30 protein-coding genes and 1 tRNA gene are annotated in these 23,461 nt (G+C 74.5%); 8 read left to right on the forward strand and 23 right to left on the reverse strand.

Annotated features, from left to right (window positions below; translation table 11 throughout):
• Positions 1-15 precede the first annotated feature (15 nt).
• Together ACJTNH_RS09780 and ACJTNH_RS09785 are read left to right on the forward strand one after the other, a co-directional pair.
• Positions 16-276 carry a response regulator gene (locus ACJTNH_RS09780; protein ID WP_458175054.1) on the forward strand — a complete coding sequence of 87 codons (261 nt, stop codon included), beginning with the start codon at positions 16-18 and terminating at the stop codon, positions 274-276.
• 20 nt (positions 277-296) lie between these two features.
• Positions 297-611 (forward strand): response regulator transcription factor, encoded by a 315-nt coding sequence (locus tag ACJTNH_RS09785; protein ID WP_458175056.1) that lies wholly within the window; start codon positions 297-299, stop codon positions 609-611.
• An 86-nt stretch (positions 612-697) separates the two neighbouring features.
• Here ACJTNH_RS09785 and ACJTNH_RS09790 read toward each other — a convergent pair whose 3' ends face one another.
• From ACJTNH_RS09790 to ACJTNH_RS09845, 12 genes are all read right to left on the reverse strand, one after another.
• The gene (locus ACJTNH_RS09790) at positions 698-877 is read right to left on the reverse strand and encodes a hypothetical protein (RefSeq protein WP_458175058.1); all 180 of its coding nucleotides are present in this window, start codon (positions 875-877) and stop codon (positions 698-700) included.
• A gap of 22 nt (positions 878-899) precedes the next feature.
• Positions 900-1,133, reverse strand: coding sequence for a hypothetical protein (locus ACJTNH_RS09795; protein ID WP_458175060.1), 234 nt, complete (start codon positions 1,131-1,133; stop codon positions 900-902).
• A gap of 83 nt (positions 1,134-1,216) precedes the next feature.
• The gene (locus ACJTNH_RS09800; protein WP_458175062.1) at positions 1,217-1,369 is read right to left on the reverse strand and encodes a hypothetical protein; all 153 of its coding nucleotides are present in this window, start codon (positions 1,367-1,369) and stop codon (positions 1,217-1,219) included.
• Between the two features lie 37 nt (positions 1,370-1,406).
• Positions 1,407-1,829 (reverse strand): hypothetical protein, encoded by a 423-nt coding sequence (locus ACJTNH_RS09805; RefSeq protein ID WP_458175064.1) that lies wholly within the window; start codon positions 1,827-1,829, stop codon positions 1,407-1,409.
• A gap of 68 nt (positions 1,830-1,897) precedes the next feature.
• Positions 1,898-2,533, reverse strand: coding sequence for a TetR/AcrR family transcriptional regulator (locus ACJTNH_RS09810; RefSeq protein WP_458175066.1), 636 nt, complete (start codon positions 2,531-2,533; stop codon positions 1,898-1,900).
• Positions 2,534-2,673: 140 nt separating this feature from the next.
• Complete coding sequence (locus tag ACJTNH_RS09815; protein ID WP_458175068.1) at positions 2,674-2,799, reverse strand: hypothetical protein; 126 nt, start codon at positions 2,797-2,799, stop codon at positions 2,674-2,676.
• Positions 2,800-2,877: 78 nt separating this feature from the next.
• Positions 2,878-3,759 carry a metal ABC transporter permease gene (locus ACJTNH_RS09820; RefSeq protein ID WP_458175070.1) on the reverse strand — a complete coding sequence of 294 codons (882 nt, stop codon included), beginning with the start codon at positions 3,757-3,759 and terminating at the stop codon, positions 2,878-2,880.
• 3 nt (positions 3,760-3,762) lie between these two features.
• Positions 3,763-4,560 (reverse strand): metal ABC transporter ATP-binding protein, encoded by a 798-nt coding sequence (locus ACJTNH_RS09825; protein ID WP_458175072.1) that lies wholly within the window; start codon positions 4,558-4,560, stop codon positions 3,763-3,765.
• The gene (locus ACJTNH_RS09830) at positions 4,557-5,606 is read right to left on the reverse strand and encodes a metal ABC transporter solute-binding protein, Zn/Mn family (protein ID WP_458175074.1); all 1,050 of its coding nucleotides are present in this window, start codon (positions 5,604-5,606) and stop codon (positions 4,557-4,559) included. The genes ACJTNH_RS09825 and ACJTNH_RS09830 overlap by 4 nt, the downstream gene beginning before the upstream one ends.
• 345 nt (positions 5,607-5,951) lie before the next feature.
• The gene (locus ACJTNH_RS09835) at positions 5,952-6,113 is read right to left on the reverse strand and encodes a hypothetical protein (RefSeq protein WP_458175076.1); all 162 of its coding nucleotides are present in this window, start codon (positions 6,111-6,113) and stop codon (positions 5,952-5,954) included.
• A 50-nt stretch (positions 6,114-6,163) separates the two neighbouring features.
• Positions 6,164-7,087 carry a ribokinase gene (locus ACJTNH_RS09840; RefSeq protein WP_458175078.1) on the reverse strand — a complete coding sequence of 308 codons (924 nt, stop codon included), beginning with the start codon at positions 7,085-7,087 and terminating at the stop codon, positions 6,164-6,166.
• 33 nt (positions 7,088-7,120) lie between these two features.
• Positions 7,121-7,618: a DUF6328 family protein gene (locus tag ACJTNH_RS09845; RefSeq protein WP_458175080.1), complete on the reverse strand. Its 498-nt coding sequence runs from the start codon at positions 7,616-7,618 to the stop codon at positions 7,121-7,123.
• A gap of 49 nt (positions 7,619-7,667) precedes the next feature.
• Between ACJTNH_RS09845 and ACJTNH_RS09850 the strand changes: the two genes are divergently transcribed.
• From ACJTNH_RS09850 to ACJTNH_RS09860, 3 genes are read left to right on the forward strand one after another with little or no spacing between them, the layout of a single operon-like run.
• Positions 7,668-8,021 (forward strand): DUF3140 domain-containing protein, encoded by a 354-nt coding sequence (locus ACJTNH_RS09850; protein ID WP_458175082.1) that lies wholly within the window; start codon positions 7,668-7,670, stop codon positions 8,019-8,021.
• A gap of 10 nt (positions 8,022-8,031) precedes the next feature.
• Complete coding sequence (locus ACJTNH_RS09855) at positions 8,032-8,778, forward strand: methyltransferase domain-containing protein (protein WP_458175084.1); 747 nt, start codon at positions 8,032-8,034, stop codon at positions 8,776-8,778.
• Positions 8,779-8,821: 43 nt separating this feature from the next.
• Entirely contained in the window at positions 8,822-9,850 is a 1,029-nt protein-coding gene (locus tag ACJTNH_RS09860; RefSeq protein ID WP_458175086.1) for a type III polyketide synthase, read from the forward strand.
• Positions 9,851-10,011: 161 nt separating this feature from the next.
• Here ACJTNH_RS09860 and dhaM read toward each other — a convergent pair whose 3' ends face one another.
• From dhaM to dhaK, 3 genes are read right to left on the reverse strand one after another with little or no spacing between them, the layout of a single operon-like run.
• Entirely contained in the window at positions 10,012-10,422 is a 411-nt protein-coding gene (gene dhaM, locus ACJTNH_RS09865; RefSeq protein WP_458175088.1) for a dihydroxyacetone kinase phosphoryl donor subunit DhaM, read from the reverse strand.
• A gap of 2 nt (positions 10,423-10,424) precedes the next feature.
• Complete coding sequence (gene dhaL / locus ACJTNH_RS09870; protein ID WP_458175090.1) at positions 10,425-11,051, reverse strand: dihydroxyacetone kinase subunit DhaL; 627 nt, start codon at positions 11,049-11,051, stop codon at positions 10,425-10,427.
• A gap of 2 nt (positions 11,052-11,053) precedes the next feature.
• Entirely contained in the window at positions 11,054-12,055 is a 1,002-nt protein-coding gene (gene dhaK / locus ACJTNH_RS09875; protein WP_458175092.1) for a dihydroxyacetone kinase subunit DhaK, read from the reverse strand.
• Between the two features lie 216 nt (positions 12,056-12,271).
• Here dhaK and fdhA point away from each other — a divergent pair, with 216 nt between their 5' ends.
• The gene (gene fdhA / locus ACJTNH_RS09880) at positions 12,272-13,498 is read left to right on the forward strand and encodes a formaldehyde dehydrogenase, glutathione-independent (RefSeq protein WP_458175094.1); all 1,227 of its coding nucleotides are present in this window, start codon (positions 12,272-12,274) and stop codon (positions 13,496-13,498) included.
• 39 nt (positions 13,499-13,537) lie between these two features.
• Here fdhA and ACJTNH_RS09885 read toward each other — a convergent pair whose 3' ends face one another.
• From ACJTNH_RS09885 to ACJTNH_RS09905, 5 genes are all read right to left on the reverse strand, one after another.
• Positions 13,538-14,083 carry a GNAT family N-acetyltransferase gene (locus tag ACJTNH_RS09885; RefSeq protein ID WP_458175096.1) on the reverse strand — a complete coding sequence of 182 codons (546 nt, stop codon included), beginning with the start codon at positions 14,081-14,083 and terminating at the stop codon, positions 13,538-13,540.
• A 56-nt stretch (positions 14,084-14,139) separates the two neighbouring features.
• Positions 14,140-14,210 (reverse strand) — tRNA-Gly (locus ACJTNH_RS09890).
• A gap of 85 nt (positions 14,211-14,295) precedes the next feature.
• The gene (locus tag ACJTNH_RS09895; protein ID WP_458175098.1) at positions 14,296-16,986 is read right to left on the reverse strand and encodes a S8 family serine peptidase; all 2,691 of its coding nucleotides are present in this window, start codon (positions 16,984-16,986) and stop codon (positions 14,296-14,298) included.
• 133 nt (positions 16,987-17,119) lie between these two features.
• The gene (locus tag ACJTNH_RS09900; protein WP_458175100.1) at positions 17,120-18,079 is read right to left on the reverse strand and encodes a methyl-accepting chemotaxis protein; all 960 of its coding nucleotides are present in this window, start codon (positions 18,077-18,079) and stop codon (positions 17,120-17,122) included.
• Positions 18,076-18,654 carry a PAS domain-containing protein gene (locus ACJTNH_RS09905; protein ID WP_458175102.1) on the reverse strand — a complete coding sequence of 193 codons (579 nt, stop codon included), beginning with the start codon at positions 18,652-18,654 and terminating at the stop codon, positions 18,076-18,078. The genes ACJTNH_RS09900 and ACJTNH_RS09905 overlap by 4 nt, the downstream gene beginning before the upstream one ends.
• A 116-nt stretch (positions 18,655-18,770) precedes the next feature.
• On the opposite strand from ACJTNH_RS09905, the gene dcd reads away from it, so the two are divergent.
• Both dcd and ACJTNH_RS09915 read left to right on the forward strand, forming a co-directional pair.
• Positions 18,771-19,376, forward strand: a complete 606-nt coding sequence (gene dcd, locus ACJTNH_RS09910) for a dCTP deaminase (protein ID WP_458175104.1) — start codon at positions 18,771-18,773, stop codon at positions 19,374-19,376.
• Between the two features lie 89 nt (positions 19,377-19,465).
• The gene (locus ACJTNH_RS09915; RefSeq protein WP_458175106.1) at positions 19,466-20,239 is read left to right on the forward strand and encodes a methylase; all 774 of its coding nucleotides are present in this window, start codon (positions 19,466-19,468) and stop codon (positions 20,237-20,239) included.
• Positions 20,240-20,247: 8 nt separating this feature from the next.
• Here ACJTNH_RS09915 and ACJTNH_RS09920 read toward each other — a convergent pair whose 3' ends face one another.
• From ACJTNH_RS09920 to ACJTNH_RS09930, 3 genes are all read right to left on the reverse strand, one after another.
• A complete protein-coding gene (locus tag ACJTNH_RS09920; protein ID WP_458175108.1) occupies positions 20,248-21,570 on the reverse strand; it encodes a CynX/NimT family MFS transporter in 1,323 nt (440 codons plus the stop codon).
• Positions 21,571-21,615: 45 nt separating this feature from the next.
• Complete coding sequence (locus ACJTNH_RS09925; protein ID WP_458175110.1) at positions 21,616-22,581, reverse strand: DUF389 domain-containing protein; 966 nt, start codon at positions 22,579-22,581, stop codon at positions 21,616-21,618.
• A gap of 91 nt (positions 22,582-22,672) precedes the next feature.
• Positions 22,673-23,233 carry a hypothetical protein gene (locus ACJTNH_RS09930; protein WP_458175112.1) on the reverse strand — a complete coding sequence of 187 codons (561 nt, stop codon included), beginning with the start codon at positions 23,231-23,233 and terminating at the stop codon, positions 22,673-22,675.
• Positions 23,234-23,461 lie beyond the last annotated feature (228 nt).

Genomic DNA, 23,461 nt, shown 5'->3' on the forward strand with positions numbered 1-23,461 from the left:
CAGGGTGCCATCCGGGTGCTGCTGGCCGACGACGAGAACCTGGTGCGCTCGGCCTTCGCCGCGCTGCTGGGCCTGGAGGACGACGTCGAGGTGGTCGCCCAGGCGTCGTCCGGCGCGGAGGCGCTGGCCATGGCCCGGGCGCAGGGGCCGGACGTCGCCGTCCTGGACCTGCAGATGCCCGACCGCGACGGGATCAGCGTCGCCGCGGAGCTGACCACGGTGCTGCCCGGCTGCGGGCTGGTCATCGTCACCGGCCACGGCCGGCCCGGCACCTGAAGCGGGCACTGGAGGCGGGGGTGCGCGGCTTCCTGCCCAAGACCGTGAGCGCGGCCGTGCTGACCGAGGTGGTGCGCACGGTGCACCGCGGTGGCCGCTACGTCGACCCCGAGCTGGCGGCCGAGGCGATCAGCGCCGGGGACAGCCCGCTCACCCCGCGGGAGGCCGACGTGCTCGAGCTGGCCGCCGGTGGTGCGCCGGTGGAGGAGATCGCCGCCCGGGCACACCTGTCGCCGGGGACGGTGCGCAACTACCTCTCGGCGGCCGCGGCGAAGCTGGGGGCGCCGAACCGGCACGCCGCCGTGGAGGCCGCGCGCCGGCACGGCTGGATCTGAGGAAGGACCCCCTCGCCCCCCACGCCTCGGCCCCGTGCAGGGGCCCGCCGCGAGCTCGCGAGCGGTGGGGGGCACGGGGTGTTTCGTCAGTCGTTGCCGGGGCGGGCGACGGAGTCCTCGCGCTGGGCCTCGTCGTCGGTGAGCAGGACGGTGTCCTTCTCGCCGCCGTCGCCGCGGTCGTGCCCCGGGGTGCCGTCGACCAGGTCGCCCTCGGGGTCGGAGGTGGCCGGGGAGTCGTGGTAGCCGCTGCTGGTGGGCTCGGTCATGGGGTGGCCTCTCGATCGGGGATCAGGACGGGTCGGCGCGCTGCGCCAGGGAGGGCTCGGTGGTGGCGCGCTCGGGCTGGAGGTCGTCGCTGGCCGCGTCCCGCTCCAGCGCCGCCTCCCGGGTCAGCGGGACGCCCTCCCGGGTGCCGGTCTCGTCCGTGTCCTCGGCGCCGGTGCCCAGGTCGCTGTTGTCGCCCGTCCCCGAGGCGGTAGGGACGTCCTGCTGGATGCGGTCGCTGCCGCCGGGATCGCTCATCGCTGCACTCCTCACGTGGACGTCGTCCGCTGCCCATGCCCGTGATCCCGAGAGGGCATGCACCGGGGGCATCGCGGGGTGGGTCAGTCCCGACGGGCGTCGGGCTCGGTCTCCGGCGGTGGGAAGACCGGGCCGGCCATGCCGTCGGCGTCGTCGTCGCCCGGTGGAGGCGAGGTCGCGCCGCCCAGCGGCTCGACGTCCCGGTCGTCTCGCGGTTCGTTGCCTGCGGTCGTCATCGCCCGAGTGTCGTGCCCGGGCGGCGCGGTGGCGACCTCAGTCGTCCAGCACCGGGCCGGCCTCGTGGCGCGGGTGCCCGGCGGTCCGCTCGCGCTGCTTCATCCGCGCCTCGAACACGTGCCGGTCGCCGCCGGAGAGCTCGTCGCGGGCGCGCTGGTCGAACGCCCGGAAGGTGGACCAGTAGTTCGCGTCGTAGTCCTCGACGACCTGGAAGGTCCACCGGTCGGCGATCACGTTCCGGCCGACCAGGTCGCGGTCGAGGTCGTCGGCGAGCTCGGTGTGCCCGGCCTCGCGCAGGCCGGAGACGGCGTCCTGCAGCAGCAGGTCGGCCTTGCCGGTGAGCTGGTGGAAGCCGTACAGCAGGCCGCGGGCCTGCTCCACGGTCTCCAGGGCCTCGGACAGCTTGCCGAGGGCGGTGACGGTGTCGTCGTCGAGGTCGGGGCGCGAGCGGTCGGTCACCGGTCCATCGTGCGGCCGGCCGCGCCGCCCCGCTCGTCGTGCGTCGCCGACCCGGCAGGGGGCCGCGGTCAGGCGGTGGCGTCCCGGATGGCGGTGTCGATCAGCTTCTCGGCCAGCTGCCGGCCGTGCGAGGCCGGGCCGTCGGGGCCCAGCAGCCCACCGGAGAGGTACATGCCGTCGATGATCAGGTGCACCTGCGCCGCGAGGTCCTCGGCGCCCGAGGGCACCAGCTCGCCGGCCAGGCCGAGCAGCCGCATGTGCAGCTCGTACTTGTAGTCGGCGGCCGCGCTGCGGGCCGGGTGCTGCGGGTCGTCGTACTCGCTGCTGACGTTGGTGAACGGGCAGCCGCGGAAGCCGGTGCGGGTGACGTCCCGCTCGACCGCGTCGACCACGGAGAGCAGCGCGGCGCGGGGGTCGCCCTGGAGCCGGATCAGCTCCGCGTCGATGTAGGACAGCACGGTGGCGGCCTTGCGCGAGAGGTAGGCGCCGACCAGGTCGTCCTTGCTCTTGAAGAGCCGGTACACCGTCATCTTGCCCAGCCCGGTCTCGCGGACCAGCTCGTCCATGCCGACGCTGCGCGAGCTGCGGGCGGAGAACAGGCGCTCCGCGGTGTCCAGGACGATCTCCTGGCGCTCCGCGCGAGTGCGGCGGGCCGGGGCGGAACCGTCCTCGGACGTGTGCAGGGGGAGGGCTGCGGCGGTCACGACCCGATCGTGCAGCACGGCGTGACGGAGCGGTTCGCGGCACGCCGAGGTGCACGGGCCCCTGACCAGCACGTCCGGGGCGGGAGAGGCGCTCGGGGGCAGCGGGGATGGGTGGGACGAGTGGGACTCCCCGCCGTCGATCAGGTGCGGCGGACCCGCCGCGGGTTGGCCAGCATCCGGGCGACCACCTGCTGCGCGGTCTGCTCGTGGCCGGTGAGGGGGGTGCGGGCGTCGTCGGTCTGCTGGTCGCGGTCGTCTACGTGCATGGGTGCGACCTTCCCCCGGTCAGCGGGGCGAAAACAGCCCCCGACCGGGTGGACCCCCGTCAGGGCGTGAGACGTCGGTCACCCGGTCCGCTCGGAGACCAGCCGGGGCACGTCCAGCACCGGGGCGGTGCTCTCGCGCGGCGCGCGGTCCCGGGTCACGACGAGGGTCACCACCCAGGTGAGGACGGCGAGGGTCGTGACGAAGAAGCTGGGCGGCAGGTTGACCATCGCCGAGAGGACGAGCCCGAGCCAGACGCTGCCCAGAGCGATGAGCACCGCGATCACGGCGACCAGCCCCGGCCGGGCGGTCATCCGCAGGGCCGCCGCCGCCGGGGTCACCACGAGCGCGAAGAGCAGGAGCGTGCCCACGACCTGCACGGCCATGGTGATGGTGAGCGCCAGCAGCACGACGAAGGCCACGCCCAGTGCCCGGACCGGGACCCCGCGTGCCTCGGCGACGGTGGCGTCGACCGAGGAGAAGACGAGCGGGCGGGCGATGACCGCGAGCACGCCGACGACGACCGCGGTGAACCCGCCGAAGACCCACAGCTGCTCGGTGGAGATCGCCAGCAGGTTGCCGAACAGCACGGAGGTGGTGCTGCTGGCGTTCGCGGTGGCCAGCGAGGCGAAGAGCACGCCCAGGCCGGTGGCGAAGGCCAGGATCGTGCCGGTGGCCACCTCGCGGTCGGCGACCCGCTTGCCGAACAGCCCGATCAGCAGCCCACCGCCGACGCAGAACACCGCCAGGCCCAGCGTCACCGGGGCGCCGACCAGGATCGCGCCGGTCGCGCCCGGGAAGCCGATGTGGGCCAGTGCGTGGGCGGCGAAGGCGTTCTGCCGGGTGACGACGAACCAGCCCATCAGCCCGGCGGCCAGCGCGACCATCGACCCGCCGATGAGGGCGTGCTGCATGAACGTCGTCTGCAGCACCTGCAGCCAGTTGTCCTGGAAGGTGACCACGGTTCAACCGCCCCGCGTGAAGAGATCGCCCTGCGCGGTGCGCACCACCCGGACCGGGGTGCCGTACAGGTGGGTGAGCAGGTCCTCGGTGACGACGGCGTCGATCGGGTCGTGGTGCGGGTGGCCGTCGAGCAGGTAGACGGCGTCGGTGAGCACGGGCAGCAGCGGGTTGAGGTCGTGGGCGACGATCATCACCGTGACCCGCCCCTCGGCGGTGAGCTCGGCGAGCAGCTCGACCACCTCGTGCTGGTTGCGCAGGTCGAGGTTGGCCAGCGGCTCGTCGAGCAGCAGCAGCTCCGCGTCGTCGACGATGGCCTGGGCGATGGCGACCCGCTGCTGCTGGCCGCCGGAGAGCTCCGACATCCGCCGGTCGGCGTAGTCCTGCGCGCCGACCCGGCGCAGCGCGTCGTCCACCCGTGCCCGCTCGGCGGCGGAGGCGCGGCGCAGCCCGAAACGGCCGCCGGTCAGGCCCAGCATGACCAGGTCGCGGGCGCGCACCGCCTCGCCGAGCGCGGCGGTGTAGTTCTGCGGCACGTAGCCGATCCGGCGGTCGCCGCGGCGGGGGGTGCGGCCCAGCACCTCGAGGCGGCCGCCGGCCGGTGCGAGCATGCCGAGGAGCAGCTGGAACAGGGTGGTCTTACCGGCCCCGTTCGGGCCGATGACCCCGACCACGGCGCCGGTGGGCACCCGCAGCGTGCCCTGGGACCACACGACACGGCCGCCGCGCACCACCGACACGTCGTCGAGGACGAGTGCCGGTGGCCGCGCGGCGGCCGGGTCGGTCGTCGGGACGTCGGTCACTGACCCCCACCGAGTGCGTTCGAGAGCTGCTGCAGCTGGTCCAGCTGCCAGGACACGAAGGACTGCTCCCCGTCCGGCGCCGACTCGGTGACCTCGACGACCGGCACGCCGGCCGACTCCGCGGCGGCGCGCAGCTGCTCGGGGACGCTGCCCTCCGTCTGGGAGTTGTACACCAGCACGTCGACCGAGCCGTCGGACAGCGCCGTCTCGAAGGCGGCGACGTCGCCGGGCGCGGGGTCGGCCTCGTTGCTGGCGGCCTCCCGGTAGCCCTCGGGAGTGGCGTCGGTCAGGCCGATCGCCTCGGCGGTGTACTGGAACACGCTCTCCGTCGCGGCGTAGGAACGCCCGGCGGCGGCGGACTGCAGGCTCGCCACCTCGTCCAGGTAGGGCTGCAGGTCGGACTCCCAGGCCTGTGCCTGCTCGGTGAAGTGGTCGGCGGCGTCGGGGGAGAGCTCGCTGAGCTGCGCGGTCACCTCGGCGGCGACGTCCTGGACGTACTCGGGGGAGTACCACAGGTGCGGGTTGACCCCACCGTGGGCGTGCCCCTCCTCCTCGGCGTGCTCCTCGCCCTCCGCATGCTCCTCGCCCTCGGCGTGTTCCTCGCCCTCCGCGTGCTCGCCCTCGGCGTGCTCCCCCGTCTCGATGCCGACCACCTCGGCCGCGTCGACCACGACCGGGTCGGAGTCGGCGGTGGCGGCCGCGTCGGCGGCCCAGTGGTCGTAGTCGGCGCCGTTGAGCACGACCAGGTCCGCGTCGCCGAAGGCGGCGATGTCGGCCGTCGTCGGCTCGTAGTCGTGCGGGTCGACCGCCGAGGAGGCGAGCACGGTGGTGACGTTGGCGCAGTCACCGCCCAGCTGCTCGACGACGGAGCCCCACTGGCTCACCGAGACGACGACGTCGAGCACCTCGCCGGGGCAGCTGTCCGCGTCGGCCTCGCTCGTCGTGGTGCCGGCGCCGCTGGAGCCGCCGCAGGCGGCCAGGGTCAGCGTGGCGGTGGCGGCCAGCGCGGTGAGCGCCGGACGGCGGGAGAGGGCAAGGCGGGGCACGGCGGTCCTCACTGGGGCAGCTACTGGGAATGGTCGTCACAATCAGTATCACCCTGGGACGACCAGCCGTCGACGTCGGCCCTGCCACACCGGCCCGCCCAGCCCCGCGGCGCCTCCACTAGCGTCCCGGCCGTGCCCATCCAGCCCGGGCGTACCCCGGTCCGACCACCCACCGCGCCGCCACGCCGGGCGCCGCGCGCCCCGGACCGCCCGCCGGCCCCTGCGCCCGAGCCCCCGCCGGCCGCGACGCCCCCGGCCGAGCCGGTGCCGGCACCGGCGGACCCGGCGGAGCCGGGCACCGGCCGCCCCTGACGCGGCCAGGCCGGTGCCGGCTCCGATGCGAGGTCAGACCTCGCTGATCCGGTTCTCCGGGTCCGTGCCCTGCTCGGCGCCGCCCTCGGCCGGCTCCTGGGGGTGCGGGGTCCGGCCGGAGTCCGGCTGCTCGGCGTCGGTCTTGCCCTCGGCGGGCTCTTCGGAGTGCGGGGTGTGCCCGGTGTTCTCGGTCATGTCCGCCCCGTGCCCCGGCCCGCGCGGCGGCAACCATCGCCCCGCCGGCCTCAGCCGACGTCGGTCGCCGCAGGGGTGTCCGGCAGCAGGGCCCGGACGGCGTCGTCGTCGGGCAGCGCGCCCCGGGCGCCGGCCCCGGTCGTGGAGAGCGCAGCCGCGGTGACCGCGTAGCGGACCGCGTCGGCCAGCGCCTCACCCCGGTCGAGCGCACTGCTCAGTGCCCCGCAGAAGCAGTCCCCGGCCCCGGTGGTGTCCACCGGGCGCACCGGCGGTGGCGCCTGCAGCAGCGCCGGGCCCGCCCCCGGCACGACCAGCGCCCCCCGGGCGCCGAGGGTGACCACCACGTCGGTGGCGGCCAGCCCGCGGGCCAGCCCGGCCAGGTCGGGCAGCGTCAGGTCGCCGTCGGGGGCCCCGGCCAGCCGGCGCAGCTCCGGCTCGTTGGGCACCAGCACGTCGACCCGGGCCAGCAGCTCGGCCGGCAGCGGCTGCGGGGGCGCGGGGTTGAGGACGACGGTGCCCCGGGTCGCCGTGGCGGCGGCCTGCACGGTGGCCAGCGGGGTCTCCAGCTGCAGCAGCAGCACCCCGGCCCGGTGGACCGACTCGACGTCCACGTCGGCCGGGGTGAGCTCGGCGTTGGCCCCGGGCACCACGACGATCAGGTTCTCCCCGCCGTCGGCCTCCACCGGGATCGTCGCCGTCCCGGTGGGTGCGCCGGGGGTGCGGTGCACCCGGCCCACGTTCACCCGGCAGTCGGCGAGCGCGGCCAGCTGCCGGCCGGCGGCGGGGTCGTCGCCGACCCGGCCGACCATGTGCACGCCGGTGCCCAGCCGGCCGGCCGCGGCCGCCTGGTTGGCGCCCTTGCCGCCGGGCAGCACCGCGACCCCCGAGCCGACGACGGTCTCGCCCCGGCCGGGCAGCCGGTCGACGGTCACCACGACGTCCTCGTTGAGGCTGCCCACCACGGTCACGGACACGGCGTGCTCCCGGTGATCACCACGGGAGGCAGCCTAGGAGGGCCGGGTGGCCCGCTGCCGCAGCGGCAACCCGTACCAGGTGACCAGCCCGATGACGACGACGGCGGCGCAGACCACGACCGCCGGGCCGCGGCCGAGCACGACGTCCAGCACCAGCAGCACCGCGCTGGTGATGCCGGTGAGCAGCAGGGTCAGCCCGACCACCAGCGACCGGTCGGCGAACTGGACGATCGCGGCCTTCTGCCGCCGCCGGAACAGCATCCGGTGGAAGGACACGGGGGCGATGAGCACCACCGTGGCCAGGGCGGTGCTGATCATCGTCACCGCGTAGACCGTCGTCCCGAACGTGCCCAGGTCGGCGAAGCGGGACTGGAACGGCAGGGTCAGCAGGAAGGCGAACAGCACTTGGACGGCGGTGATCGCCACCCGGATCTCCTGCAGCACCTCGTTGACGTTGCGGTCCAGCACCGCGTCGGGGCTCTCCCCGCGGGCCTGCGCCGACCGCTCGGCGTCGCTCCGTTTCTCCGCCACCTGCCTGCGGTACCGCAGGCGCAGCCGACCGACACCCGGGGAGACGATCATGCCCGAGCACGAGGCCGAGGACGCCGACACGATCCGCCGCGAGTTCGGTGAGGCGGTGAACATGACCGCCGGCGAGCTGGAGGAGTGGCTGGGCACCGAGGAGTCCCAGTCGGTCGGGCAGAAGAGCGGCGGGTCGGGGGAGTCGACCGGGCACGAGTCGGGCCGGCGGATCGTGCAGCTCCTGCACACGAAGAAGGCCGACCTCACCGACGACGACCTCGCGCACATGCGCAAGGTGCACGGCTACGTGCAGCGTCACCTGGCGCAGGAGCCGGCCAAGGAGGACGTCGAGACGTCGCGGTGGCGGTACTCGCTGATGAACTGGGGCCACGACCCGCTGAAGAAGAAGTAGCGTCCGCGGCGTGCAGCGCAACGACCCCGCGCAGTACGACCAGCTGGCCGACCAGTGGTGGGACCCTCGCGGGGGGTTCGCGATGCTGCAGTGGATCGCCGCCTCCCGGGCCGGGCACGTGCCGCCGGCGGCCACCCCTGACGCCGTGCTGGTCGACCTGGCCTGCGGCGGCGGGTTGATGGCCCCGCACGTCCAGCGGCTGGGGTACCGGCACGTCGGCGTGGACATCGGCCGCGCGGGGCTCGAGATCGCCCGCCGGCACGGGGTCTCCGCCGTCCGCGGGTCGGTGCTCGCCGTCCCGCTGGCCGACGGGTGCGCCGACGTGGTGACCGCCGGGGAGATCCTCGAGCACGTCGCCGACCCCGGTCAGGTGCTGGCCGAGAGCGCCCGGCTGCTCAAGCCGGGGGGCCTGCTGGTCATCGACTCGATCGCGGCCTCCCGGCTCGCCCCGCTGGTGGCCGTGCGGATCGCCGAGCGGCTGCCCGGCGGACCACCCCCGGGCATCCACGACCCCGCGCTGTTCGTCGACCGCCGTGAGCTGCTGGCCACCGCCCGCGGGCTCGGCCTGGACCTGCGGCTGGTCGGCCTGCGCCCCTCGGTCCGCGACCTGGTCGCCTGGCGGCGCGGGCGGCGGGAGGGCGTGCGGATGCGGACCATGCCGTGGACCGGGATCCTCTTCGCCGGCACGGCCACCAAGAGCCCGGTGCCCGCAGCCGAGCGGCGGACGACGGGGTCCGCACGTACCGTCGGGGCATGAGCGACAGCCGTCCCGTGGCCCCGCACGCGCCGGGAACGGCCTGGTGACCGCCGCCGTCGTCACCGGCGCGGGGCACGCCCTGCCCGCCCGGTACGAGCAGGGCGAGGTCTGGGACGGGTACTTCGCCGAGAGGTACGCCGGGCTGCGGGCCGCCGAGCGGGTGTTCCGCGGCGCCGGTGTCAGCAGTCGGCACGCGGTGGTCAACCCCGTCGACGAGGACGTGTCGCAGTGGGGCACCGGGGCGCGGATGGAGCGCTTCGTCACCGAGGCGATGCCGCTGGGCAAGCAGGCGGTCGCCGCCGCGCTGGACGCGGCCGGCCTGGCGCCGGGTGACGTGGGGCAGTTCGCCGTGGCCACCTGCACCGGCTACGCGACACCGGGCATCGACATCCGGCTGTCCAGCGACCTCGGCATGCCGCTGGGGCTGCAGCGGCTGCTCGTCGGCCACATGGGCTGCTATGCCGCGCTCCCCGGGCTGGCCGCGGTCAGCGACTTCGTGACGGCCCGGTCCCGTCCGGCCGTGCTGCTGTGCCTGGAGCTCACCAGCCTGCACGTGCAGCCGACCGTCGCCGACCTGGAGCAGGTGGTCACCCACGCGCTGTTCAGCGACGCCGCGGCCGCGGTCGTCGTCGAGCCCGGCGCCGGGAAGGGCCGCCGGGTCGCCGGGATGGTCGCCCGCACCGACCACGCCACCGCCGACCACATGACCTGGGACGTCACCGACCTCGGCTTCCGGATGGGGCTGTCGCCGAAGGTGCCCGACGTGCTGTCCCGGCACGTCGGTGGCGTCGTCGACGAGCTGCTCACCGGGGCCGGCCTGCGCATCGAGGACGTCGCCGGCTGGGCGGTGCACCCCGGCGGCCCGCGGATCATGGACGTCGTCCGGGACGAGCTGGGGCTGGCCGAGGAGCAGATGACCGCCTCGCGCAAGGTGCTGGCCGAGCACGGCAACTGCTCGTCGGCGACCGTGCTCCTGGTGCTCGAGGAGCTCGCCCACGTCGACGGCCCGATCGTGGCCATGGCGTTCGGCCCCGGCCTGACCCTCTACGCCACCCTCCTGCTCCCGGCCTGAGCGCGGCGGATCCGCCCGAGTGGACCGGCTGCCACGTCGGCTGGCCTGTCGCCGGCTGGGTCAACCCGGGTGAGCTGACGTTGAGCCGCGCCACGACTCGGCTCACCGTCAGCTCACCCGGCTCAACCCGCCGTGCGGCAACCCGCCCGGCGCCGGAGCGCTCAGCCCAGGTGGGCCTGTTTCGGGGCCAGGCCGCGGAGGGCCTCGGCGGCGACCCGGTCGCGGTCGGCGCCGCCGGCGGCGACCACGGCCGCGCCGACCAGGCCCTCGACCAGCGGCGCGGCGCTGAGCAGCACCCGGGCCCGGACGTCGTCGTCGAGCAGCTCCAGCGCCGTCTCGGCCGACATCACCGCGCTGCCGAGGTCCATCAGCACGAGGACACCGTCGCCGGAGTCGGCCGCGGTGATGGCGGCGGAGACGGCGACCGCGTCGGTGCCCAGCCCGCCGTCGTCGGTGCCGGCGGCCACCTCGATCGGCACGGTGGAGCCGGGCAGCATCTGCCGGGCCAGCTCGACCGCGGCCTCGGCCAGCGGCCGGCTGTGCGAGACGACGACGATCCCCACCTGCGCCACGGTCAGCTCCTCGCCAGGGTCGTCGCGGCGGCCTCGACCAGCAGGACGGCGGAGGCGGCCCCCGGGTCGACGTGGCCGGCGCTGCGCTCACCCAGGTAGCTGGCCCGGCCCTTGCGGGCGACCGACGGCGTCACCGCGTCGCGGCCCCGCCCCGCGGCGTCGGCGGCTGCGCGCAGGGCGGCGTCCAGCTCCTGCCCGGCGCCGACCGCCTCGGTGAGCGCGTCGGCGGCCGGGAGCAGTGCGTCGAGCAGCGTCTTGTCCCCGGGCTCGGCCTTGCCCCGGGCCACCACGCCCTCGACGCCGGCCCGGAAGGCGGCGGCGAAGGCGGCCGGGGAGCCGTCGTCGAGTGCGCCGGACATCCGGAGGAAGAACGTGCCGTACAGCGGGCCGCTGGTGCCCCCGACCTTGCTGATCATCGTCATCGCCACGGTCTTCAGCAGCGCTGCGGCATCGGCCGGCGGGGTGGCGTCCAGGGCGGTGACCGCGGCGGTCATCCCGCGGTCCATGTTGGTGCCGTGATCGGCGTCGCCGATGGCCGAGTCGAGCTCGGTCAGCTCGTCGCGGTGCTCGCGGACGGCGCGGGCGAACTCGCGCACCCAGGCGCCCAGGGCGTCGGTGTCCAGCGCCATGCTCAGACCCCCCACCGCAGCGCCGGGGTGCGCACCGGGGCGTCCCAGAGCCGGATCAGCTCGTCGTCCACCTTCAGCAGGGTGATCGAGCAGCCGGCCATCTCCAGGCTGGTCATGTAGGAGCCGACCAGCGAGCGGGCCACCGGAACGCCGGCCTTGGCCAGCACCGCCTGCACCTCGGCGTAGACCACGTAGAGCTCCAGCAGCGGGGTGCCGCCCAGTCCGTTGACGAAGGCGAGCACCCCGTCGCCGCCGGTGAAGTCCAGGTCGGCGAGCACCGGCTCCAGCAGCATCTCGGCGACCTCGCGGGCCGGGGCCAGCGGCACCCGGCGCCGGCCGGGCTCGCCGTGGATGCCGACGCCCAGCTCCATCTCGTCGGCGGGCAGGTCGAAGGTGGGCCTGCCGGCGGCCGGCACGGTGCAGGAGGTGAGCGCCATGCCCATGCTGCGGCCCTGGCCGTTGACCCGGCGGGCCACCTCGGCGACCTCGGCCAGCGGGCGGCCCTGCTCGGCGGCGGCGCCGGCCAGCTTCTCGACGAGCACGGTGACGCCCACGCCGCGGCGTCCGGCGGTGTAGAGGCTGTCGGTGACGGCGACGTCGTCGTCGGTGACGACCGAGACGACCTCGGTGCCCGACTCGGCGGCGACCAGCTCGGCGGCCATCTCGAAGTTCATCACGTCGCCGGTGTAGTTCTTCACGATGTGCAGCACGCCGGCGCCGACGTCCACGCCCTGGGTGGCGGCGACCACCTGGTCGGGCACGGGCGAGGTGAACACCTCGCCGGCGCAGGCCGCGTCGAGCATGCCCATGCCGACGAAGCCGCCGTGCATCGGCTCGTGACCGGAGCCGCCGCCGGAGACCAGCCCCACCTTGTCCGCCACGGGGGCGTCGCCGCGGAAGACGATCCGGTGCGCGGGGTCGATCCGCAGGTCGGGGTGGGCGGCGGCCATGCCCCGGAGGGCGTCGTCGACGACGTCGGCCGGGTCGTTGATGAGCTTCTTCATCGCAGGCTCCTGATCATCTGGGTGCCAGCGAACCGTAGGAGTGGGCCACGTCTCACGGCAACGGGGGGTGGTCCGCATCGTCGGACGACGCTGGGCACCGGCCGGTGACCTGGAGCACACTCGGGTCGCATGCCCTCCACCGCATGAGACGAGAGGAGCCGGACGCCGGAGGGCGGTGCGACCCAGACACGGTCCCGCGAGGTGAGGAGCTGCCAGATGGCCGGCAACAGAGGCGTTGCGTACATCGAGCCCGGCAAGGTCGAGGTGCACGAGACCGACTACCCGAAGCTGGAACTGCTGGACGGGCCGGGGGTGAACCCGGCGAACGTGGGCCGCAAGCTCAACCACGGCGTGATCCTCAAGGTGGTCACGTCCAACATCTGCGGCAGCGACCAGCACATGGTCCGCGGCCGGACGACGGCCCCGCCGAACCTGGTGCTGGGCCACGAGATCCTCGGCGAGGTCGTCGAGAAGGGCCCCGACGTCGAGTTCATCGAGGTCGGCGACCTGTGCTCGGTGCCCTTCAACATCGCCTGCGGCCGCTGCCGCAACTGCAAGGAGGGCAAGACCGGGATCTGCCTGAACGTGAACCCGGCCCGCCCTGGTGCGGCCTACGGCTACGTGGACATGGGCGGCTGGGTCGGCGGGCAGGCCGAGTACGTGACGGTGCCCTACGCCGACTGGAACCTGCTGAAGTTCCCGGACAGGGACCAGGCGATGGAGAAGGTCCTGGACCTGACCATGCTCTCGGACATCTTCCCGACCGGCTTCCACGGGGCGGTCACCGCCGGGGTGAAGCCCGGGTCGACCGTGTACATCGCCGGCGCCGGCCCGGTCGGGCTCGCCGCGGCCGTCGGCGCCCAGCTGCTGGGCGCCTCCGTCGTGATCGTCGCCGACCTCGTCGAGCAGCGGCTGGCGCAGGCGCGCAGCTTCGGCTGCGAGACCGTCGACGTCTCCAAGGGGGCACCGCAGGACCAGATCGAGCAGATCCTCGGCGTGCCCGAGGTCGACGCGGGCGTCGACGCGGTGGGCTTCGAGGCCCGTGGCCACGGTGAGGGCGCGGGCAAGGAGGCCCCGGCGACGGTGCTCAACTCGCTGATGGAGGTCACCGCTGCCGGCGGTGCGATCGGCATCCCGGGGCTCTACGTCACCGGTGACCCGGGCGGCATCGACGAGGCTGCCAAGGTCGGCGCGCTGTCGCTGAGCCTGGGCACCGGCTGGGCGAAGTCGATCTCGTTCACCACCGGGCAGTGCCCGGTGATGCGCTACAACCTCGGGCTGATGAAGGCGATCCTCAACGACAAGGTGCAGATCGCCAAGGCGGTCAACGCCACGGTCATCTCGCTGGACGAGGCGCCGCAGGGGTACCGCGACTTCGACTCCGGTGCGGCGAAGAAGTACGTGATCGACCCGCACGGCATGGTCGGCACGAAGGCTGCCTGAGGTCGTCGCCGGCCCGGGGTGCCCACCCCCGGGCCGGCGTCACCACAGGTCGCCGCGGCGCCAGTCGCACACCAGCCGGACGGCGGTGTCCAGCGGCGCCGGGGTGGCCGGGGTGGACAGCACGAACACCGCCTCGTCCGGGCTGTCGACGATGCCGTCGGGGGTGAGGGCGGCGGTCTGCCCCGTCCAGCGCAGCCAGCCCCGGCGGGCGTAGAGGGCGGCGCCGTCCTCGCTCGCCGCGAGCGCGCCCAGTTCGAAGCCGCCGCGGACCAGGCGCTCGACCTCGGCCATCACCGCCGTCCCGACCCCGCGGCGGCGCAGGGGCGAGGCGGTGGCGACCGCCTCGACGAACCCGGTGCGCAGTGTGGTGTCGCCGACGATCAGCTGCCGGACGACGACCGCCGCGTGCCCCGCGGGCTCGCCGTCCACCGTGGCGAGCACGTGCACGCCGCCCAGCGCGTGCGACCAGTCGTCGTCACCGAAGCGGCCCGCGTAGGCGGTGTCCAGGAAGGTGCGCAGCCGGTCGAGCTCGGCGGGGGAGAGGTCAGCCGTCGGGACGGTGCGGACCGCGGGGGAGGAACTCACCGGGCCAGCGTCGCCGAGCGGCGCGTGCGGCGCAGCGGGAGTGCCCGGAGGAGGAGAGCGGGTGACGAGAATCGAACTCGCACTGTCAGCTTGGGAAGCTGATGTTCTACCATTGAACTACACCCGCGTCAGGCCAGTGACCTGTGTGGACAGCCTAGCAAGACCGTCGCCCCCGACCGGTACCCGGTCGGGGGCGACTGCGTCTCAGCTGGTCACAACTGCACACCGGTGCAGCTGATGCTGCACCTCAGCGACCAGAACGACGTCCCCAGCGAACCGAACGCTGCCGAACGGACGAGCCGCTGGCCATCGGGACCCACCGCCTCGGTCGGCAGCGCCGAGTCACCACCCGTTCCATCGGTGTCGTCTCCCGGAGCATCGGTCCCGGAGTTCTGGTCCGGCGCGGCCACGTCGGGGTCGTCGACGTATCGGAGTCCGCCCGCGAGCACGGTCGGCTCCGCGACGCCCGGGCTGAACACCGAGACGTCGTAGATGCCGGCCACCAACGCCGGGGCGATGAAGACGATCGAGGTGTCGTCGGACCGCACGACCGTCGCGGAGCCCGTCGCGCCGACCAGCACCCGCACCTGGTCGGGCACGCGGGTCCCGGTGATGGTGACTCGGGTCCCCCCGTCTGTGCCGACCACGGACGGCGAGACGCTGGTCAGCCCGAACGGCCCCACCTCGGGATAGGTGACCACCGGCGGAGTCTCCTCGCCCGGCTCGTCATCCGGGTCGGTGCCGGGCTGCGTCGTGCCGGGCGCCGGCACCGTGGTGTCCGGCGTGGTGCCCCCGTCGGGAGTTGTCCCGGGCGGCGTACTCCCCGCTGGGGTGTTGGGGACGGTGCCGTCCCCCGGTGCCGGGTCGGTCCCGCCATCGGGCGTGGGCACCGGGCTGGAGTCCTGGTCGGGGACCGGCGTGGTGCTCCCGGGGACGGGCGTGCCGTCCTCCGTGCCCGGTGGGGTGGTGTCGCTGCCAGGCTCGGTCGTGCCGGGGGCTGGGGTGCCGGGTGGCGTCGTGCCGGGCGGCGTGGTGCCGGGCGGCGTGGTGTCACTGTCCGGGTCGGTTGCCCCCGGCGTCGGGCTGCCGGGCGTAGTCGTGCCGGGCGGCGTGGTGCCGTTGCCGGGGCCGGTCGTGCCCGGGGTCGGGTCGCCGGGCGTCGTGCCCGGCGTCGGGCTGCCGGGCGCGGGAACGGCGGTGCCGACCAGCAGCGGCGCAGCGTAGGGGCGACCCAGCGCCCTGCCGTCCTTGGTCAGCTGGACGCTCAGCGCGTACCGGCCGTCGCCGAGCTCGACCGAGGGCGACAGGGTGAGGCTCCTCGCGGTGCTCAGCGCACCGAGCGGGAAGGTGACCGTGCCGGCGTCGTCCGTGGTGAGGGACGTTCCGGACAGCGAGATCGGCGTGTCCGCCAGAGCCCACACCTCACCGGCGTGCTCCATGCCGAGCCCGACGGTGACGGCGTAGGTGCCGGGGCTGTCGGGGCCGGTGGTGCGCACGACCGGCGTGACCGTGCCCGCTGGGCTGGTCATGCTGCTGAACAGGTAGTCGACGCGATCAGCCGGCGGCGGCGCGAGGTGGCGCAGGGTGAGCCGGCCGCCGGTCACCGACTTCCCGGCGAAGACCGGGACCGGGTCCACGTCCTCCAGCAGAGCGGTCTTCAGTTCTGCTGCGGTCGCGCTGGGCATCTCATTCCGGTAGAGGGCGAGCGCGGCTGCGACGTGCGGTGCGGCGATCGAGGTGCCGGACACCGTCCGCATGCCGCCGTCGTTCCACGTGGTCGCGACCTTGTTGCCGGGCGCGAACAGGTCGACCATGGCCGCCCCGTAGGCGGAGCTGTCCGAGACGCCGTCGACGGCGTTCGAGCTGCCGACGGTGATGATGTTGGCATCGGGCAGGCTCGCCGGGTAGAGGATCGACGTGTCCCGGTTGGCCGCGTCGTTCCCGGCCGCGGCGACGACGAGCACGCCCTTGCTCGCTGCGTACGCGATCGCCGACTTCAGGTTGTCCAGCGGCTGGCCGGCGAATTGGCCGCCCCAGGAGGCGTTGACGATGGTGGCGCCGTGGTCGACGGCGTAGCGGATCGCCTTTGCACCCAGGTTGGCGTCGACGTGGCCCCCACCGCCGATCACCAGGGGCATGATGCTGACCTGCGGGGCGACGCCGGCCGAGCCAACGCCGTTGTTGGCCCGGGCACCCAGCACCCCGGCCACCGAGGCACCGTGCGAGCCGCCGGCGCCGTTGTCGATGTCCGCGGTCTCCGTGTAGAAGTTCCAACCGTGGCAGTCGCCAGCCAGGCCGTTGCCGTCGGTGTCGGTGGAGCCGCACGGCTGGTCCGGGTTGTTCCACAGCGAGCCGACCAGGTCGGGGTGATCGGAGTCAAAGCCGGTGTCGGTCAGCGCGATCACGATGCCCCGCCCGGTCGATGCGGCCCAACCGTCGGTGACGTCGACATCCGCGTCAGCCGTGGCCGCCTGCTGGTACACGTTGGTGCCGTCGTTCTCGAGGTTCCAGCCGTACTGCGCGGCATAGGGATCGCTCACCCACCCCAGCACCGGCACCGGAGGTGACACTTCGACATCGGCGACGCCGGGGACCGAGCGCAAGGCTGCGGGCGGCAGCCCGTCTGCGGCGACCAGCGCCGTCCCGTCGGGGAGCGGCTGAGCAGACTCGACCCCGGCGGTGCCGTCCAGGGTGGCGAGCAGTTCGGGCGTGGCCTCGCCACTGGCGGCGGTGACCACATAACGGATGAGTCCGTCGCCTTCGCCGAAACCGTCGGCCTCGGCGATCGGCAGGTCACGTCCGGCCATCGCGTCGACCGCGGCGGCGCCGCCGAACCCGGTGAGCGCGGCCGCCACCACGGCGACGGCACGCACCTGCCGACTGCTGGTCCGCACGAGACCCATCCGGTCCTCCTCCACCCGCGCCCGGAGAGGGCGCTCGACGGGAGGGCATCGGCGTTCCGGCGGCCGCGCTGGAGCAGGCCGGCCGCGGTTCGCCCCATCGGGTGACCAGCGGCCGGCCGCGCTCAGCGGTGGGTCAGCTGCGCATCTCGGCGAGGAAGCCGGTCATCTCGGTGCGCAGCTTCTCCGCCATCCGGGACAGCCCGGTGGTGTCCCCGGCCGGGCCGAGCGACGCCGAGCCGTCCACCGCGGCGGCGATCCCGTCGACCAGGCCGTTCATCTCCGCCACCGTCGTCCCCACGGTGCTCATGCCGGCGGCGACGTCGTCGCACGCGGTGCGCATGGACTCCACCTGGGCGGTGATCCGCTCGGTCGAGCGGGCGGTCTCGTCGGCGAGGTCCTTGACCTCGGAGGCCACCACGGCGAACCCCTTGCCCGCCTCGCCGGCGCGCGCCGCCTCGATGGTGGCGTTGAGCGCCAGCAGCCGGGTCTGTGCCGCGACCGAGTCGATCATCGCCACGATGCCCTTGATCTCCGCCGACGAGCGGGTCAGCGAGTCGATCGTGCCGCGGGCGGCGGACACCTCGGCGCTGGCCGCCGTGGCGGCCGCGGTCAGCCCGTGCGCCGACGCGGACAGCTCGGTGGACGCCGTCGCGACCTGCTCGCTCATCCCGAGCACGACGGTCTCGAACTCGTCGGCCAGCCGCAGCCGGGAGGTCTGCGCCTCGGCCACCCGGGCCGCCGACTCCCGCATCGCGGCGCGGGCGGTGTTGATCACCTCGGCTCCCCGGCGGTAGGCACCGGACAGCCCGGTCAGCAGCAGGCGGCGGTGGAAGCGGCCCTCGGCCGCCGAGGTCAGCGCCGCACCGGCCTCGCGCACGAACGCGTCGGAGACGTCCAGCACCCGGTTGACGCTGTTGTGCAGCGCGACGAGCTCGGGGACGTCGCAGGAACCCGGCACCGGGCGGCTGCGCGCCTCCAGGTCGCCGGCGGCCGCGCTCTCGCACGCCGCCACGAGCTGCTTGACGAAGGCCCGGTAGACCTCCAGCTCCGCGGCCGCGCTCAGCTGGCCCTCGGCACGGCGACGCGGGCTCACAGCTCCTCCTCCCCGATGACCGACCACACGAACTCCTCGTAGGACGACGCCTGCTGTGCCACCAGCTCGCCCAGCAGCCGGCTCGACGCCTCGACCGCGGCCCGGCCGTTGGGCTGGCGGCGCTCCTCGGCGACCAGCTGCGCGTACAGCGGTCGCACCGCGGCCACCGCGCGGGCCGAGGGGCGGCGCCGGTTGGAGTGGTAGCCGACCACCCGCCCGTCGGCGCCGAAGGACGGCGTCACGTGTGCGAGCACCCAGTAGTTGGCGCCGTCGGCGGCCAGGTTGTCGATGTAGGCGAAGACCTCCTGCCCCTCGGCGAGGGTGTCCCACAGCAGCTTGAACACCGCCTTGGGCATCTCCGGGTGCCGGATCATGTTGTGCGGCTGACCCAGGACCTCGTCCAGGTCGTAGCCGCTGACCCGCAGGAAGACGTCGTTGGCGTAGCTGATCACGCCCCGGGTGTCGGTCTTGGAGACGATGAGCTCGTCGGCGGAGAACGTCCGCTCGACGCCGGTCGGTCGGACGACCTGCCGCCTCGGTCGGGCCTCGTCGGGCGCCGGCCGTGTCGTGACCATCTCGCCCCCTTCTGTGCGCTGGAGTTCGGGCGGGTGCCCCCTCGTCATCGGCAGTCCGACGGCCGGGTGGACGGGACGACGGCCGCCGTCGCCAGGTGGTCCCTAGACTCCGCGCCATGCTGCTGTCCGACCGCGACATCCGTGCCGCCCTGACCGCCGGACGGCTCGGCATCGAGCCCTACGAGCCCGCGATGGTGCAGCCCTCGAGCATCGACGTCCGGCTCGACCGGTTCTTCCGGGTGTTCAACAACGCCCGGTACACCCACATCGACCCGGCCCAGCAGCAGGACGACCTGACCACCCTGGTCGAGCCGACCGGGGACGACCCGTTCGTGCTGCACCCGGGCGAGTTCGTGCTCGGCTCGACGCTGGAGGTCGTGCGCATCTCCGACGACCTCGCCGCCCGGCTGGAGGGGAAGTCGTCGCTGGGCCGCCTCGGGCTGCTCACCCACTCGACCGCCGGCTTCGTCGACCCGGGCTTCACCGGGCACATCACCCTCGAGCTGTCGAACGTGGCGAACCTGCCGATCACGCTGTGGCCGGGGATGAAGATCGGCCAGCTGTGCCTGTTCCAGCTCAGCTCCGCCGCCGAGCACCCCTACGGGTCGGCCGTCTACGGCTCGCGCTACCAGGACCAGCGGGGGCCCACGCCGTCCCGCTCGTTCCGCAACTTCAGCCGCGCCGACACCCGCCGCGCGGACCCGGCGACCCCGCCGTCCTGAGCCGTCCCCGGGCGACGCTGGGCGCACCAGCGGGTGAACGGTGCGTCGGCGCCGGGTGACGGAGCGCGCAGCGGGGTAGGGAGGTCGGCATGGACCCCCGGGACACCGCTGTTCTGCTGCCCCCGCCGTCGGGCAACCACGTCGTGGACGGCTTCTTCGACTGCGCCGAGGAGTCGGCGCACTACGCGTTCTCCGTGCAGCTGCTGCTCACCCAGTACGCGTCGGTGGTGCCCTGGCAGAGCGAGGGCGTGGCGGAGCTCGGCAGCGGTGACGCGCGGGCCATCGCGCACGTGGTGCGGGCGGTGCCCGGCCTGCGGGTGCACGGCACCGACATCAGCGCGACCTCGGTCGAGCGGGCCCGGCAGACGATCAGCGGCCTCGACGTCGCCGACCGGTACACCGTCGAGCACGGCGACTTCTTCGGCTGGGCCGACTCCCCGAGCGGCCGCAGCGTCTCGACGGTGATCGCCAACCCGCCCTACATCCCCGCGCCGGACGGCGACATCATGATGCCCGAGCTGTGGGGCGGCTGGTACGGCAACGACCTGGTGCTCCGGCTGCTCAAGGCGGGCTTCGACCACCTGCTGGTCGCCCTGCCCAGCTACTCCGACCCCGCGGCCACCCTGGACACCGCCGCCGAGCTGGGCTACCGGGTGGTGAACTTCCTGGCGATGGGCCTGGAGTTCGGCGCCTACAGCCGCGAGCCCAAGGTGCGCGAGCACATCGCCCGGCTCACCGCCGAGGGCCACGGCTGGGCCGGGGACGACGAGTACGTGGTCGCCGTCGCCCTGCTCACCCGCTCCCCGCACGTGGGCCGGGACCGCGCGACCGAGCTCAAGCGCGCCCTCCAGCTCTCCGCCTGAGCGGCCGGCTACTCGCGCGGGCGCAGGGCCACCGGGGGCTCCGCGCCGGCGACCTCCACCTCGTCGTCCCGCCCGGGCACGGCGCGGTCGGGGATGGGGCGGTCGGCCGGGACGACAGCCCCGGGCACCTCGTCGTCGACGTACCGCTCCCGGCAGATCGCCCAGCCGGTGACCAGCAGCAGGCCGACGCCGGCGTAGACCAGCACGAACATGCCGGTGTAGCCGCCGGTGAGCCCGCGCAGCAGGCCGACGAGCAGCGGGCCGACGCCGGCCAGGGCGTACCCCCAGCCCTGGGCGACGGTGGAGAGCGCACCGACCGACTCCGGCGTGCGCCCCCGCAGACCGAACAGCGCCAGGATCATCGCGAAGGTGCCCATGCCCAGGCCCAGCAGGCAGACCCACAGCCAGGTGAGGGTCAGCGGGGCCACCAGCAGGCCGGTCCAGCCGGCCAGGTAGCAGGCGATGAAGGCCAGCAGCATCGGCCGCTGCAGGTGCTGGCGCACCGCCCCCAGCGGGACGACGGCGTTGAGCGGGATGACGATCAGCGCGTTCAGCCCGACCAGGAAGCCGGCCGCGTGCGCGGACATGCCCTGGTCGCGCAGGTACTGCGCCGTCCAGCCGACGATCACGTAGGCCTGCATGGCCTGCAGCCCGAAGAAGGCGGCCATCGTCCAGGCCAGCCGGCTGCGGCCCAGCGCGCGCAGCCGGACGGCGGTGTGCCCGCCGCGCGAGGCTCCCGGCCGCACCGGGACGGCGAGCCAGGGCAGCGCGGCGACGAGGGCGAAGACCGCCCAGACGCCGAGCGCCCAGCGCCACCCGTCGGCGCCGACCGCCTCGGCGATGGGGGCGGTCGAGACGCTGGCGACCGCGCCGCCGATCGCCAGCGCCGTGCTGTACGCGCCGACCAGCAGGCCGGTGCGGGAGGGGAACCAGCGCTTCACCAGCCCGGGCAGCAGCACGTTGCCCAGCGCGCCGCCGACCATCGTGGCCACGGTGCCCACGAGGAACACCCAGATGCTCGGCACCGCCACCCGCAGCAGCAGGCCGACGGTCATCACCAGCAGCGCCGCGGCGAGCACGTGCCCGTCGCGGAACCGGGCCGCCAGCGGGGGCCCGGCGAAGCCGATCAGCGCGAAGCAGATCAGCGGCATGCTGGTGATCAGCCCGGCCAGCCCGGAGGAGATGCCCAGGCCGTGCTCGATCTCCTCCAGCACCGGGCCCACGCTGTTGACCGCGGTGCGCAGGTTGAAGCCGGTCAGCACGATCGCCGTCCCGACCAGGACCAGGCCCCGGCGGCTCGTCGCGTGGGCGGGGGTGGCGGAGCGGGTCACGTCCGACCATCCTGCTCCACCCCGGCGCGATCGCCGCGGAGCGGGTCAGTGGTGGGCGCGGCCGACCGCCCGGACCCGGGGCGCCGTGGCCGGCACCCGGTGCCACAGCGCCCGCTGCACGGCCAGCGTCACCAGCGCGGCGAACACGATGCCGACCAGGTTGATCGCCAGCTGCGTGGTCGCCTCGCGGAACTCGGTGCCGCCACCGAGCGCCAGTGACAGCGCCATGTCACCGGCCGCCGGCACGGTGGTCACCGAGATGAAGACGCCGACCAGCGCCCCGGAGCGGGCCGACGTCAGCGACAGCACGCCCGCCACCCCGGCCAGCACGGCCACCACCACCGACCACCGGTCGGGCTGGGTGATGAAGCCGGTGGCCGGGCGCTCCTCGGCCAGCAGCTCGGGGCCGAACCAGCCCAGCCCGCGGGCGGCCAGCACGGCCAGCGCCGTGACCGCGATCGCGACCGCGAAGCCGGCCGCCAGCGAGACCAGCGCCCGGCGGGCCATCGCCCGCCGGCGGTGCACCAGGCCCACGGCCAGCGCGGCCAGCGGACCGAACTCCGGGCCGAGCACCATCGCACCGATGAGCAGCACCGCCGAGTCGTTGACGATCGCCACGGTGGCCAGCAGCGTGGCGATGGTGAGGAACGCCAGGTAGGAGACCGACAGGGCGGCGTCGGTGTCGGTGGTGCGCACCACCTGCTCCCACACGACGGCGTCGGTCCCGTCGCCGGGCGCCCGGCGTTCGGCGTCCTCGGCCATCCGGGAGACGGCCGCGTCCACCGCCTCCATGGCGATGCCGCCGTCGACGTCGACCCGCAGCCGGCGCAGTCCGTTGACCAGGGAGTCGGCGGACTCCCGCGCCACGTCGACGAGGAACACGTCACCGGCCGGGCGCAACGAGGCGGCGGGCAGCACGGCGAGGTGTGCGACGCCGGGACAGGCGTCGAGCAGGTCGGTGACGGCGTCGGTGCGGTCGGCCGGCACGGTGACCCGCAGGTGGAGCAGCACGGGGGATGTCTACCGTGCCGCCCCCCTGGACTCCCCGCAGGTCGCCCGGTGGGGCCTCCCGTCGCCGGGCGGGCCTGCGGCCGACCGGGGTCTACCGGGTGCCGGTGACCGTGAGGGTGACCGCGGTGACGACCTCGGTCGTGCCGTCGGCGGCCACCCGGGACGCGGCCAGCTCGTGCGGGCCGTCGCCGGCCGGGGTGGCCAGCCGGAGGGTCGGGCTCAGGCACTGCGCCAGCTGGAACGTCGGACCGGCCGGGGTCTCGGTGTAGGCCACCGTCCCGCCGGCGTCCCCGCGCACTGGTGCGCCGTCCAGGGTCACGAGGTAGTCGACGTCGTCCGGGCCGGTGAGCCGGAACCGCAGTGGCTGCCCCGCGGTGACCAGGCTGGACTCCACGGCGATCGCCGGCTGGTCGCAGTCGGCGGTCAGCGGCACGTCCTGCGGGCCGCGCCCGCCGGCGAGGGCCAGCACAGACATGACGGCCACCGCCACCGCCAGCCAGGTCCAGTTCCGCCCGCGGCGGATGGCCGGCCGCTCGTCGGCCAGCGCGCGCTCGTCGTTGACGTCGCGGGCGTAGTGCATCCGGGTGCGGCGGTTGCCGGCCGCCAGTTCCGGGTCCTCGTGGCCGCGGACGCCGCCGAAGATGAAGCTCACCGGGTCAGTGTCCCCCGCGCGGCGTCCCCCGCCGTCCCCCTGCACCGACGACTGTCCCCCCGCACCAACGCTGGTGCAGGGGGACAGTCGGTGATCAGGTGAGGTGAGTTCAAGCGGTCGTTGCATCACCTGTTGGTTGAGGTGGTGAGAGTAGGTCGTTGAGGGCTTCGGCGGGGGTTCGCCAGCCGAGGGTCTGGCGGGGTCGGCCGTTGAGTTCGGCGGCGACCA

The organism is Modestobacter lacusdianchii, assembly GCF_054177765.1.